This is a genomic window from Streptomyces sp. NPDC101234, assembly GCF_044767525.1.
GTDB lineage: Bacteria > Actinomycetota > Actinomycetes > Streptomycetales > Streptomycetaceae > Streptomyces > Streptomyces sasae.
In genome coordinates, this window is record NZ_JBIWOA010000014.1 from 1 (window position 1) to 12,321 (window position 12,321).

The following is a 12,321-nucleotide window of genomic DNA, read 5'->3' on the forward strand; positions in this document are numbered from 1 at the left end:
TGGTACTGCAGGGGGGACCCTGTGGGAGAGTAGGACGCCGCCGAACAAATATTGGGAAAACCCCCGCATCGAAAGATGCGGGGGTTTTCTGCGTTTAGGCTCGGTGGTATGCGATACGACCTGGTTATCTTCGACAACGACGGCGTCCTCGTCGACAGCGAGCCCATCTCCAACCGGCTCCTGGCCGCTTATCTCACCGAGCTGGGGCTCCCGACCTCCTACGAGGACTCCATGCGCGACTACATGGGGTCCGCGATGCACCGGGTCCATGAGCTCGTCCAGGAGCGCACGGGGAAGCGGCTGCCGGACGACTTCGACGATGTCTTCCATGCGCGGGTGTTCGCGGCCTTCGAGCGGGAGTTGAAGCCCGTTGCCGGGGCGGCGGAGGTGCTGGAGCGGCTGGCGGCGGACGGGGTGCCGTACTGCGTGGCGTCGTCCGGGAGTCATGAGCGGATTCGGGTGGGGCACCGGACGACCGGGCTGGACCGGTGGTTCGACGAGTCGCGGGTCTTCAGTTCGCAGGATGTGGGGCGGGGGAAGCCGGCGCCGGATCTCTTCCTGTACGCGGCCGAGCGGATGGGGGTCGCGCCGGGGCGTTGCGCCGTCGTGGAGGACAGTCCGCTGGGGGTGCAGGCGGCTGTCGCGGCCGGGATGGACGTGTACGGGTTCACTGCGATGACGCCGGCTGACCGGCTTTCGGATGCCACCCGACTCTTTTCCGACTTTGGGCAGTTGGCTGACCTGCTGGAATGACCGAGGGCAGCACGGCGGGGCTGACAATTGTCATGCCGAGCTCCGGACGTTCGTTTCTACTGGGGGACCCCGCCCGGACGCGAAGCTGAGGGCATGACGAAGACGACGAACACCGGGTCCCAGAGCAAGCAGCAGCCCAGCGTGCTGGAGAACCTCCGGCCGCTGATCGTGGATGTGGCGGTGCCCCTCGGGTCGTACTACTTCTTCAAGGGGGCCTTCGGGATGAGCACCTTCGCGGCGCTCGCCTGGAGCAGTGTGGTGCCGGCCGTGCGGACGGTCTGGAGTGTGGTGAAGGAGCGTCGGGTCAACGGGCTGGCGGCGCTGATCCTCGCCGTGAACGTGGTCGGACTGGCGCTGAGCTTCGTCTCCGGTGACCCGCGGCTGATGCTCGCCAAGGACGGTGCGGTCAGCAGCACGGTCGGGATCGGGATCCTGGTGTCCGTGGCGCTGGGGAAGCCGATGATGACGGCGGGGCTGAAGCCCTTCCTGGTGAAGGGGGACACGGCCCGGGAGGCCGCCTGGGAGCGGCTGGCGGCCGGGACCGCGGCCGGGTCGGCGGAGTTCCTGCGCAAGGAGCGGGTCTTCTCCGTGATCTGGGGTCTGGTGCTGTCGGCGGAGTGCGTGGCCAGGGTCGTCGGCGCCTACACGATCCCCGTGGACACCATGGTCTGGCTGGGCTCGGTCTTCATGGTCGTCGCCATCACCCTCGGGATGGTGGTCTGCGGTGGTGCCGCCGCCGAGCCGATGGCCCACCTGATCACCGACGAGGTGAAGCGCCGGGAAGCCGCGCAGGAGCAGGAACAGGAGCTCGCGATCGCCGCCTGAGCGGCAGGAAAGTAAAGCTGAAGGAAATTCATCTTTGGCCGGATCTACCCACGAGTACGCCGGGGCCCTACGCTCGCCGCCATGACAGATGTGCTGCGGCGCGGTAGGGCCTCGTTGGCGTTCAGCTTCTTCACCCAGGGCGCCACCTTCGCGCTGCTGGTGACGCGCATTCCCGCGATCCAGGACCGGTACGGCGTCTCCGACGCGCTGCTGCCGGTCTTTCTCGCCGCCGTGCCCATCCTGGCCGGCGTCGGCAGTGTCACCACCGAGCAGCTGGTGAAGCGAATACGGCCCAGCCGACTGCTGCGCTGGTCCCAGCCCGTGGTGATGCTGGCGCTCCTGGGGGTCGGGGCCGGCGGACAGATGGCCGAGCTGGCGGTGTCGCTCGCGGTGTTCGGCCTGGCCGTCGGGGCGCTGGACGCGTCGATGAACATGCTCGGGGTGAGTCTGCAGCGGACCTACGGGCGCAGCATCATGCTGAGCTTCCACGCCGCGTACAGCCTGGGCGGGATTCTGGGGGCCTCGCTGGCCTGGGTGGGGGCGCACTGGCATCTCGCGCTGTGGGTGTCGTATCTGCCGGTCGTCGCGGTGCTGCTGCCCGCGGCTCTGGTGGGGAGCCGGTGGTACGTGGACGGCGAGCCCGCGCCGGTGGAGGGCGGGGAGTCGGCCGTGGGTGGGAGCGGTGTCGTCTTCAAGCTGCTGCTGCCGTTGTGTCTGGTGATGTCCTTCGCCTATATCGGGGACTCGACGGTCTCCAACTGGAGTGCGAAGTACCTGAAGGACGTGCTGGGGAGCAGTGAGCAGCTCGCCACCGTGCCGTACAACGTGTACATGGTGACCACGCTGGTCGGGCGGGCGATCGGGGACTTCGGGGTACGGCGGTTCGGGGCCGTCACCGTCGTACGGCTCGGGGCGCTGGTGGCGGCCGCGGGGTTCGTGGTGGTGGCGGTGGCGCCCGGGGCGTGGGTCGGGATGGCCGGGTTCACTCTGCTGGGGCTGGGCTTGTGCGTGCTGGTGCCGCAGACCTTCGCGGCGGCGGGGCGGCTCTTCCCGGGGGCTTCGGACGCGGCCATCGCCCGGCTGAACATCTTCAACTACGTCGGGTTCCTGATCGGTTCGCCGTTGGTGGGCGCTCTTGGCGACGCGTGGAGCTATCGCGGGGCGATGCTGGTGCCGATGGTGTTGGTGCTGGTGACGTTGGTGTACGCCCGTTCGTTCGCGACCAGCTCGGACCGATACGGTGGCGGGCATGAGCGGCCGCGCACAGCTGATGTGGGACGAGCAAGTAACGGGCTATGACTTCGGTCCGGGCCATCCGATGGATCCGGTCCGGCTGGCGTTGACCCGGAGTCTGGTCGGCGCCTTCGGGCTGGACCGGGCGGTGGAGGTCGTCGCGGCGAAGCCGGCCGGGGAGTCGACGCTGCGGCTGGTGCACCGGGAGGACTACATCGAGGCCGTGAAGGCGGCCTCGGCGGACCCTGCGGCGGCCGACCAGTCGTACGGGCTGGGCACGGTGGACGATCCCGCCTTCGCCGGGATGCACGAGGTGTCCGCGCTGATCGCCGGGCAGTCGGTGGCGGCGGCCGAGGCGGTGTGGCGGGGGGATGCCGATCACGCCGTGAACTTCTCGGGCGGGCTGCACCATGCGATGCCCGGGGCGGCTTCCGGGTTCTGCATCTACAACGACGCCTCGCTCGCCATCGCGCGGCTGCTGGAGCTCGGTGCCGAGCGGGTCGCCTATGTGGATGTGGACGTGCACCACGGGGACGGGGTGCAAGCCGCGTTCTGGGAGGACCCGCGGGTTCTGACGATCTCGCTGCACGAGCATCCCCGTACGTTGTTCCCGCAGACCGGGTGGCCGCAGGAGGTCGGGGCCGGGGCGGGGGAGGGGTCCGCGGTGAACGTGGCGTTGCCGGCGGGGACCGGGGACGCGGGGTGGTTGCGGGCGTTCCATGCGGTCGTGCCGGAGCTTGTCGCCGACTTCCGGCCGCAGGTGCTGGTCAGCCAGCACGGTGCCGACACGCACTTCGAGGATCCGTTGGCGCATCTCGCCGTGTCGCTGGACGCGCAGCGGGCCGCGCAGGTGGCGTGTCATGAGCTGGCGCACGAGTACGCCGGGGGGAAGTGGGTCGCGCTGGGTGGGGGTGGCTACGAGGTGGTGGATGTCGTGCCCCGGTCCTGGACGCATCTGGTGGGGATCGCGGCGGGGCGGGAGATCGAGCCCGAGACGCTGGTTCCCGAGGGGTGGCGGCAGGAAGTGTTCGCGCGGACTCGGCAGTTGGGGCCGGGGCGGATGACGGACGGTCGGTGGCCGGTGGGGTGGGCGTCGTGGGAGTCGGGGTACGACCCGGCCGATCGCCTGGACCAGGCGGTGCTGGCCACGCGGCGGGCGGTGTTCCCGCTGCGGGGGCTGCTGGCGTAGGGGTTTTCTCGCCCCCGCCGCCCCTACCCGTCCCATCCTCCAGGGGCGCTGCCCCTTCGACCCCGTCTTCGGGGGCTGCCGCCCCCGGACCCCCGCTTCGGCCTGAACGGCCTCGTCCTCAAACGCCGGACGGGCTGGGGTGTGGTTGGGGTGTGAGGTGTGGCTGGGCGCCGGGCGGGCTGGGGTGTGGTTGGGGTGTGAGGTGTGGCTGGGCGCCGGGCGGGCTGGGGTGTGGCTGGTGCGGCCGGGTGTTGGGCCAACCGTGGGGTGTTGTCTTGTTTTCGGGGTCTTCCGGGGCTTTGTCCGTCAGCATCTCAGCCGTGTTGAGTGCTGGTGAGCTTCGTGCGTATCTGGTGGCTGTTCGGCTTGCCGGGGTGGTGGCCACCTCCCGGGAGCGGAGTCTTCGGAGTTATCGGCTGTTCGCCGCTCGGGATCCTCGGGTGTTGATCGGGATCGATCCGCAAGAGGGGTGGGGGGAAGCGGAGTTGGTTCGGTTGATGGCTGCCAAGTGTGGGGTTTCGGACGATCCGCGGTGTGTTTCAGGGCATGATGTGATCGATCCCGGACGCACGGTGGCCGCGCTGGACGCCTTCGCCGAGCGGGTGGGGGACGTGGCCCGGCGTCGTGCGCCTGTGCTGTTCGGGACCGGGCATCCGCATCGGCTGATCGGTTTCTACGCCGGTCTCGCGGACGCGTTGTCGGCGGCAGGATGTGAGGTCCTCACCCCTGCGCAGGGTCGCTGTGTCGACATAACGACCCGGTTCGGTCTACGTACGTGCAACCTCGATTACGTACGAGGCATCGGGTTCATGAGAGAAGTGGGCCGTGAACGCCCCGGTTGTGCGCCGGGTGCGCACACGCATTCGCCGCTGCCGGTTCGGGTGGCGCTGGATGCCGCGGCGGGGCGCGGCGGGCCGTTGCCCGAGCTCGTGGTCGGGGACCATGGCTGGGTCTGCGGTGCAGGTCAGCTCGGGTTTGAGGCCATTGGTCTTGCGGATACGGATGACCCCGCGGTCTTTGTGGGGGAGGCCGAGGGGACCGTGTCCGTCGCCGTTCCGGTTGATGACGGCGTGCGGTCTGATTACTACACGCCGCTTACCCGCTACGTACTCAATCGGGCGTGTCTGTCACAGTAGGCCGCCGATGGGTGCACCTCTTCCCCACTCGCATCACCCGCCCCTACATTGGGGAGTGAGCACGCAACGACGAAGAGTCACCGGAAGGGGAAGCCGGTGGCCCGTCGAGTGCGGAAGGTTCGGGTGTGACATGGCTGCAGACCAGAGGCCTCTCAACGAGGTTGTGTTCCTTACCGTGGCGGAGGTTGCCGCGGTGATGCGAGTGTCGAAGATGACCGTGTACCGGCTGGTGCACAGCGGTCATCTGCCCGCGATCCGGGTGGGGCGGTCCTTCCGCGTCCCCGAGCAAGCGGTACACGAGTACCTTCGCGAGAGCTATGTGGGGGTGGAGACCGCCTGACGACCCTTTCGGGATACCCGGAGCACCTCGATTACGACCTCAGCGCTCGGACGGGTAGGCTAGCCCCTCGTAGGTCGTATGGGCCCATGGCGCCCAGCACCGAGTGATGAGAAGTGAGCGAGGGTAGTCGTGGGCTCTGTTATCAAGAAGCGGCGCAAGCGGATGGCCAAGAAGAAGCACCGCAAGCTGCTCAAGCGCACGCGCGTTCAGCGTCGTAACAAGAAGTAATTACGGCACGAGCCGCGAGAGCTTGTGTGTGGCCCCCCACCAGTACGGTGGGGGGCCACGTGCGTTTTCCGGCCGCAGTGGTGCGGTGTGGCCTGCTGGGGGTCATGCCAGCGCAACATCGACCCGCTAAGTTGGCCCGCATACGGGAACACGGAAGAAAGGCGCTGATCTTGGGGAAGGTCGTGCTCGTGACCGGAGTGGCCCGTCAGCTCGGGGGCCGGTTCGTACGACGCATTCAGCGTGACCCCGAGGTGGACCGGGTCGTCGCCGTGGACGCGGTGGCGCCGGAGCACCATCTGGGCGGGGCGGACTTCATCCAGACCGATATCCGGCAGCCGAGCATCGCGCGGGTTCTCGCCGAGAGCGGTGCCGACACCGTCGTCCACATGGACGTGACCGGAACACCGCTCGGCAGCGGAAGCCGGGCCACCGTCAAAGAGACCAACGTCATCGGCACCATGCAACTGCTCGGCGCCTGTCAGAAGTCGCCGAACGTGAAGCGGCTGGTGATCAAGTCCAGTACGAATGTGTACGGCTCCGCGCCGAAGGATCCGGCCGTGTTCACGGAGACGACGCCGCCGAAATCGCTGCCCAGCGGCGGGTTCGCCAAGGACGCGGTGGAGGTGGAGGGGTATGTGCGGGGGTTTGCGCGCCGGCGGCCCGATGTGGCCGTGTGCGTGCTGCGGTTCGCCAATATTCTCGGGCCGACCGCCGACACCCCGCTCGTCTCCTATTTCTCGCTGCCCGTGCTGCCCACCGTCCTCGGGTACGACCCGCGGCTGCAGTTCGTGCACGAGGACGATGTCATCGAGGTACTGCGGATCGCCTCGCACGAGCCGGAGCGGGGGACGCTGAACAGCGGCACGTTCAATATCGCCGGTGACGGTGTGCTGCTGCTCTCGCAGTGCTCGCGGCGGCTGGGGCGGCCCACCGTGCCGTTGCTGCTGCCGGCGGTCACCTGGGCCGGGTCCCTGGTGCGGACGCTCGGCATGAGCGACTTCTCGCCCGAACAGATCCGGCTGCTGACACACGGCCGGGTGGTGTCCACCGACCAGATGCGCGAGACGCTGGGATTCAAGCCGAAGTACACGACGGCGGAGACGTTCGCGGACTTCGTGCGCGCCCAGACCCCGGGACTGCTGCCGCCGCAGGCGGTGGCCACGGCCGTCGACCGGATCGCCGCGCTGCCCGTCCTGAGCGGCGGGCGGACGCCGGCGCGGACCGCGACGAATCCTCCGACCCAGAGCGCCAACTGAGGAGCGCAACAACGATGGCGGACGCCAAGGTCATTCCGTTCGACGACGACCGGTCCCGCGGGGCTGCCGCGCAGCGGCCGACGCGGCGCCGGGGTGCGGGGAGCCGGCGCAAGGGCGGCGGCGAGCAGGCGATGGCGCGTGATGCGGGGACGGTACGTGAGGTCCAGCCTCTCGCCGGGCGGATCCCCGCGCAGGAAGATGTGCATGTGACCCGGGAGAGCCCTGAGACGGGCGCGGAGCAGCCGCACGACGACGCCGGCCTGGAGCAGCGCGTGGCGCGCGGTCTCGCGTTTCTGCGGCGGCGGTTGACCGGGGACTACGAGGTCGACGACTTCGGCTACGACGCGGAGCTGACCGACCAGGTCCTGATGTCGCTGCTGCGGCCGGTGTACGAGAAATACTTCCGGGTCGACGTGAAGGGCATCGAGAACATCCCGGCCGAGGGCGGTGCGCTGATCGTCGCCAACCACTCCGGGACGCTGCCGCTGGACGGGCTGATGATGCAGGTCGCCGTGCACGACCACCATCCGGCGAATCGTCACCTCAGGCTGCTCGCGGCGGACCTGGTCTTCGTGCTGCCGGTCGTCAACGAGCTGGCGCGGAAGCTGGGGCACACCCTCGCGTGCGCGGAGGACGCGGAACGGCTGCTGGGGCAGGGCGAGCTGGTCGGGGTGATGCCGGAGGGGTTCAAGGGCATCGGGAAGCCGTTCGGCGAGCGGTACAAGCTGCAGCGGTTCGGGCGGGGTGGGTTCGTGTCCACCGCGCTGCGGAAGGGGGCGCCGATCATTCCCTGCTCCATCGTGGGAGCCGAGGAGATCTATCCGATGATCGGCAACGCGAAGACGCTGGCTCGGGTGCTCGGGATTCCGTACTTCCCGTTGACGCCGACGTTTCCCTGGCTGGGGCCGTTGGGGGCGGTGCCGCTGCCGACGAAGTGGACGATCCAGTTCGGGGAACCGATTGCCACGGAGGGCTATCCGCCGGAGGCGGCCGAGGATCCGATGCTGATGTTCAACCTGACGGATCAGGTGCGGGAGCAGATCCAGCACACGCTGTACAAGTTGCTTGTGCAGCGGCGGTCGGTCTTTTTCTGAGACGCGATGTGTTGAGTTTCGGGTGCGGGTGAGTGGGGGCTGGTCGCGCCCACGCGGTGGAGCCGCAAATTGAAACAGCCCCGTGCCCCCAGACGGCGGCTGCGCCGCCTTGGGGGCACGGGGAACATCCTTGTTGGCTAGTTGCTCGTGTTCTCGCTGTCGATGCCCAAGCCCGGCAGCAGACCCGGCAGCAGCGGGGGCAAGGTCACGTCCGGTTCGCTGGATGCGCTCTTCGACGGGGACGGGCTGCTCGTGCCGGTCTTCGGGGGGTCGAGGAGGCCGCCCGTGGTGCCGCCGATCAGACCGTCGTCGGCGCTGCCGGAGGCCGAGCCGCTGGGGCTGCCGGTGCCTGACTCGTGGCCCGAGGACGAGCTGCCGGAGGACGACGGCGCCGTCGACCGGTGGCTGCCGGAGGAGCCGGTGGACGCCGTGCCGGAGCCCTGCCTGCCGGAGCCGCTCCCGGTGCTCTGGGGCGGCTGGGGGAGCAGTGACTGCAGCGGGGCCACCTCTTCGTCTATGGCGGCGAAGACCGACGACACCTGCTGGCTGACGTCCCCCAGCTGGGGCGGGAGCGTGGCGCTCAGAGCGCCCCAGGCCTCGCGGTGGGACTGGGCGAAGGTGGACAGGGCCTGGATGGGGCCCAGGGAGTTCGGATCGCGCTCGTACGCCGCGTGGAGCAGGCGGTGGCCCTCGGTGACGTCCTGCTGCATTCCGGACAGGGTGCGGCGGATCTCACCGATCGACTCGTGGTCGAGGTGGCCGCCCCGGCCCCGGTCCATCAGCCGGCGGGCCTCCATCAACCGGGTCGAGGCCTGGTCGAGGTAGGTCTGGCCGCGCTGGTCGTCGCCGTCGGTCAGATAGTTGAGCCTGAAGTCCTCGATGCCCCGTTTGAGGCCGTACAGCGAATCGCCGGGCAGGGCGTCGGAGCTGGCGGCGGCGACTCCGCCGAAGGCTCCGGCGGCCACGCCGACGCTCAGGCCGCCCGCGGCGAGCCCCTTGGTGAGCCGGGAACGCGGTCGCAGCTTGCCCAGCGGGCTCGCCCGATGCGCGCCCTTGGACCTGCCCGACCTCTGTCCGGGCACAGACGTGTCCGCCGCCCCGCCCAGGGTGCCCTCCGCCAGCATGGCCTCCATCGCGGCCACCAGCCGGGCCCGCTGGACGACCTTGACCTCCGGGTCGAGCTCCGGCTTGGGCAGTGCGGCCAGCCCTGTGGCCAGGGCCAACAGCTCGCCGTGCTCGGTCCGTTCGGCCCGGTCCGCTGCGGCCGGTGGATCGCCCGCCGGTCCCTCGGACGGCTCGGCCGCCGGATCCCGGTCGGGCTGCTCCTCCAGAGCCTGGGCGAAGGCGTTCGCCCGCCGGTGTGCCGATACGTTCGCGATCACTGGCGGCACCTCCTCTCGTCATGACGGTCGACTCCCCAGGGGGTCCTGAGGGTTGCACGCCCTCGACCAATCCACACGATCGTGTGATCAGGGTCTTGCTGGACGTGACCACAGGGAGCCTGTATCCCGCACAACGAGCGGCTCGGCACTTGGGTTACGGACGGCCGGTGATCGGCTGAGAATAGCAACACGCTTTCACGTAACGTGAGTTGACGATCGCCCAGGGTGCCCGTGTCAGCGTGCGTCGTCCGGGAGGAGCCGGGCGAGGGTGCGCACGGCCCGGTACTGGAGGGTCTTGATGGCGCCTTCGTTCTTGCCCATCACCCGGGCGGTCTCGGCCACCGAGAGACCCTGGAGGAAGCGGAGCGTCACGCACTCCTGCTGCTGGGGGTTCAGGCGTCGTACGGCATCGAGCAGTGCCGCGTTGGAGAGGGACTCCAGGACGGAGTCCTCCGGGGAGCGCTCGACCTCGTTGGCGTCGAGCATCTCGCCGGTGGTCACCTCCAGGCGGAAGCGGCTCGACTTGAAGTGGTCGGCGACCAGGTTGCGGGCGATCGTGACCAGCCAGGCGCCGAAGTCGCGGCCCTGCCAGGTGAAGGTGCCGATCCTGCGCAGCGCGCGCAGGAACGTCTCGCTGGTCAGGTCCTCGGCGGTCGCCTTGCCGCCGACCCGGTAGTAGATGTAGCGGTACACGGTGTCGCTGTACTGGTCGTAGAGGCGGCCGAAGGCGTCGGCCTCGCCGGCCTGGGCGCGCTCCACGAGATCCATCATCCGGGCGCTGTCGCTGTCCGCGGCCGGGCGGCGGGTGGTGGTGGAGCCGCCGGTCGTACGGCCGCGTCTGCCGACGGCGGCGCCGCCGTCGGCCAGTGCGTAGCACGGGCCCACGGGGGCGGCCGTGGCGAAGGCGGGGACGGCGTACGCGGCGGTGGGGACGAGGCCGCGCAGCGTCTCTTTGACCGTCGCGACTGTTGCGCGCAGCGTAGCCAGGCCCGAGGCGTCAACCCCGACGTGTGGGTACACGGGACTCCCAGAGGCAGAGCTTTCATCACGTGCAGTGCGGAACCGTTCACCCGTCGTAGCGACGGAGGGGTACCGGTTTGCGTCTGAGGAGAATAACGCTTCGTGCAGGCACTGCTACACCGAGTTGCTCAAATCATCGATTGCGTCGCTTCTCTAACCGATTTGAGATGGTTCAAGTGCCGCAGAGTGACCGATTCTTGATCAGAAAGGTGCGTGTTCAGGCGGAGTCGAGGGCGTGTTGGGGCGGGCGCGCGATAATTCGGGCGCGCGGAGGGGCGCAGCCGAAAAAAGACACGGTTGTGAAGCGCCCCGTGAGGGGCGCGGGGCGTTGTCGATGTGCGGCTCCGCCGTGTGGGTGCGAGCAACCCCTACTCGGCCGCAGCCGGTGTACGACCCGCAGCCCTACGGCGAGAGCCCGCGTCGGTCGCCCTGCTACCGCCGCCGTCGACTCAAGGCGATCGCCGCCGCCGTGCCACCGGCGACCGCGCCGACTCCGGCAGCCGCCGGGATCCCCACCTTCGCGGCCTTCCGGCCCGTCCGGTAGTCGCGGAGCCGCCAGTCCATCTCGCGCGCGTGCTTGCGCAGCTTCGTGTCCGGGTTGATGGCATACGGGTGACCGACCAGCGACAGCATCGGGATGTCGTTGTGGGAGTCGCTGTAGGCCGCGCAGCGGGAGAGGTCGAGGCCCTCGGCCGCGGCCAGGGCGCGTACCGCCTCCGCCTTCGCCGGGCCGTGCAGGGGCTCGCCGACGAGCTTGCCGGTGTAGACGCCGTCCACCGACTCCGCCACCGTGCCCAGCGCTCCGGTCAGGCCCAGCCGGCGGGCGATCACCCCGGCGATCTCCACCGGCGCGGCCGTGACCAGCCACACCTTCTGGCCCGCGTCCAGGTGGGCCTGGGCGAGGGCCCGGGTGCCGGGCCAGATGCGCTCGGCCATGTACTCGTCGTAGATCTCCTCGCCGATGGTCTCGAGCTCGGCGACCCGGTGGCCCTTGACGATCGACAGCGCCGAGTCGCGGGCGTCCTGCATGTGCTCGGGGTCCTCGACGCCGGCCAGCCGGAACCACGCCTGCTGCCAGGCGAACCTGGCCAGGTCGCGGGTCTCGAAGAACTTCCGCTTGTAGAGCCCCCGGCCGAAGTGGAAGATCGCGGCGCCCTGCATCACCGTGTTGTCCAGGTCGAAGAACGCGGCGGCCTTGTCGTCGCCGAGCACCGGGAACTCCGGTTCCTCGGCCTCTCCGGCCGGAGCCGGCGCCGATGCCGACGCTTCCTGGTTCTTGCGCGCAGCCTCCGCCGAGGCCTCGCCTGCCAACACGCTCCGCGCCGTGGCGGAGCGCCTACGGGGAGTGAGCCATCCGAGAGCGGCCATGTCGTGAGCATAGCCAGTCTGTTCGGTGGTTCCGGAGTCACGGGAGTTGGTTGGGTGTGAACTCTCCGCGACAGGGCCGTTAAACAAGGTGAGGAAGCCGTGCGGGAGCAGGGCGAGCAAGCCGTGCAGAAGGCGGCGGACATGCCCTGCCGGGGGCGGGACAATGGACGTCATGAGTCCCCTCTTTGGCCGGAAGGCGCCCGCGCCTCGTGCGCAATTGGTCACCCTCATCCGTAAGCCGGGCTGTCATCTGTGTGATGACGCACAGGTCGTGGTCGAGAAGGTGTGCGGTGACCTCGGCGTTCCCTGGGAGCAGAAGGACATCGCCCAGGATCCGCACCTGCACGAGCAGTACTGGGAGCAGATCCCGGTCGTACTCGTCGACGGTGAACAGCACACCTTCTGGCGCGTGAACGAAGAGCGCCTCCGCAAGGCACTGACCGACTAGTCCAAACAGGCCGGAAAGTCGCTTAGGATCGACGGCGGCTTGGTCTCGG

General features: G+C 69.2%; 13 protein-coding genes. 10 read left to right on the forward strand and 3 right to left on the reverse strand.

Annotated features, from left to right (window positions below; translation table 11 throughout):
• Window positions 1–108: 108 nt before the first annotated feature.
• The 9 genes from ACIRR9_RS25090 (at window position 109) to ACIRR9_RS25130 (ending at window position 8,054) form a co-directional block, all read left to right on the forward strand.
• Window positions 109–753, forward strand: coding sequence for an HAD family hydrolase (locus tag ACIRR9_RS25090; RefSeq protein WP_403755759.1), 645 nt, complete (start codon window positions 109–111; stop codon window positions 751–753).
• A 93-nt stretch (window positions 754–846) separates the two neighbouring features.
• Window positions 847–1,578 (forward strand): VC0807 family protein, encoded by a 732-nt coding sequence (locus ACIRR9_RS25095; RefSeq protein ID WP_403755762.1) that lies wholly within the window; start codon window positions 847–849, stop codon window positions 1,576–1,578.
• Between the two features lie 81 nt (window positions 1,579–1,659).
• Window positions 1,660–2,877, forward strand: a complete 1,218-nt coding sequence (locus ACIRR9_RS25100; protein ID WP_403755765.1) for an MFS transporter — start codon at window positions 1,660–1,662, stop codon at window positions 2,875–2,877.
• Window positions 2,828–4,000 (forward strand): acetoin utilization protein AcuC, encoded by a 1,173-nt coding sequence (locus tag ACIRR9_RS25105; RefSeq protein ID WP_365335566.1) that lies wholly within the window; start codon window positions 2,828–2,830, stop codon window positions 3,998–4,000. The genes ACIRR9_RS25100 and ACIRR9_RS25105 overlap by 50 nt, the downstream gene beginning before the upstream one ends.
• A 320-nt stretch (window positions 4,001–4,320) precedes the next feature.
• Window positions 4,321–5,136: a phosphatase gene (locus ACIRR9_RS25110; RefSeq protein ID WP_403755769.1), complete on the forward strand. Its 816-nt coding sequence runs from the start codon at window positions 4,321–4,323 to the stop codon at window positions 5,134–5,136.
• A gap of 130 nt (window positions 5,137–5,266) precedes the next feature.
• Entirely contained in the window at window positions 5,267–5,476 is a 210-nt protein-coding gene (locus tag ACIRR9_RS25115; RefSeq protein ID WP_123975194.1) for a helix-turn-helix domain-containing protein, read from the forward strand.
• 129 nt (window positions 5,477–5,605) lie between these two features.
• Window positions 5,606–5,704: a 30S ribosomal protein bS22 gene (locus ACIRR9_RS25120; protein ID WP_003948845.1), complete on the forward strand. Its 99-nt coding sequence runs from the start codon at window positions 5,606–5,608 to the stop codon at window positions 5,702–5,704.
• Between the two features lie 170 nt (window positions 5,705–5,874).
• Window positions 5,875–6,960 (forward strand): NAD-dependent epimerase/dehydratase family protein, encoded by a 1,086-nt coding sequence (locus ACIRR9_RS25125; RefSeq protein ID WP_403755773.1) that lies wholly within the window; start codon window positions 5,875–5,877, stop codon window positions 6,958–6,960.
• A 14-nt stretch (window positions 6,961–6,974) separates the two neighbouring features.
• A complete protein-coding gene (locus ACIRR9_RS25130) occupies window positions 6,975–8,054 on the forward strand; it encodes a lysophospholipid acyltransferase family protein (RefSeq protein ID WP_403755776.1) in 1,080 nt (359 codons plus the stop codon).
• 137 nt (window positions 8,055–8,191) lie between these two features.
• Here ACIRR9_RS25130 and ACIRR9_RS25135 read toward each other — a convergent pair whose 3' ends face one another.
• The 3 genes from ACIRR9_RS25135 to ACIRR9_RS25145 form a co-directional block, all read right to left on the reverse strand.
• On the reverse strand, window positions 8,192–9,436 hold the full coding sequence (locus ACIRR9_RS25135) for a DUF5667 domain-containing protein (RefSeq protein WP_403755779.1): 1,245 nt from the start codon (window positions 9,434–9,436) through the stop codon (window positions 8,192–8,194).
• A 234-nt stretch (window positions 9,437–9,670) separates the two neighbouring features.
• Complete coding sequence (locus tag ACIRR9_RS25140; protein WP_403755782.1) at window positions 9,671–10,456, reverse strand: ECF subfamily RNA polymerase sigma factor, BldN family; 786 nt, start codon at window positions 10,454–10,456, stop codon at window positions 9,671–9,673.
• 432 nt (window positions 10,457–10,888) lie between these two features.
• Window positions 10,889–11,824 (reverse strand): HAD-IB family hydrolase, encoded by a 936-nt coding sequence (locus tag ACIRR9_RS25145; protein WP_365335576.1) that lies wholly within the window; start codon window positions 11,822–11,824, stop codon window positions 10,889–10,891.
• A 172-nt stretch (window positions 11,825–11,996) separates the two neighbouring features.
• Between ACIRR9_RS25145 and ACIRR9_RS25150 the strand changes: the two genes are divergently transcribed.
• Entirely contained in the window at window positions 11,997–12,272 is a 276-nt protein-coding gene (locus ACIRR9_RS25150; protein ID WP_365335578.1) for a glutaredoxin family protein, read from the forward strand.
• Window positions 12,273–12,321 lie beyond the last annotated feature (49 nt).

Bases quoted from the DNA above. Each gene is read 5' to 3' on its own strand.
- ACIRR9_RS25145 (WP_365335576.1), bottom strand. From the start codon at position 11,824: ATGGCCGCTCTCGGATGGCTCACTCCCCGTAGGCGCTCCGCCACGGCG.
- ACIRR9_RS25150 (WP_365335578.1), top strand. From the start codon at position 11,997: ATGAGTCCCCTCTTTGGCCGGAAGGCGCCCGCGCCTCGTGCGCAATTG.
- ACIRR9_RS25115 (WP_123975194.1), top strand. From the start codon at position 5,267: ATGGCTGCAGACCAGAGGCCTCTCAACGAGGTTGTGTTCCTTACCGTG.
- ACIRR9_RS25100 (WP_403755765.1), top strand. From the start codon at position 1,660: ATGACAGATGTGCTGCGGCGCGGTAGGGCCTCGTTGGCGTTCAGCTTC.
- ACIRR9_RS25095 (WP_403755762.1), top strand. From the start codon at position 847: ATGACGAAGACGACGAACACCGGGTCCCAGAGCAAGCAGCAGCCCAGC.
- ACIRR9_RS25105 (WP_365335566.1), top strand. From the start codon at position 2,828: ATGAGCGGCCGCGCACAGCTGATGTGGGACGAGCAAGTAACGGGCTAT.
- ACIRR9_RS25130 (WP_403755776.1), top strand. From the start codon at position 6,975: ATGGCGGACGCCAAGGTCATTCCGTTCGACGACGACCGGTCCCGCGGG.
- ACIRR9_RS25090 (WP_403755759.1), top strand. From the start codon at position 109: ATGCGATACGACCTGGTTATCTTCGACAACGACGGCGTCCTCGTCGAC.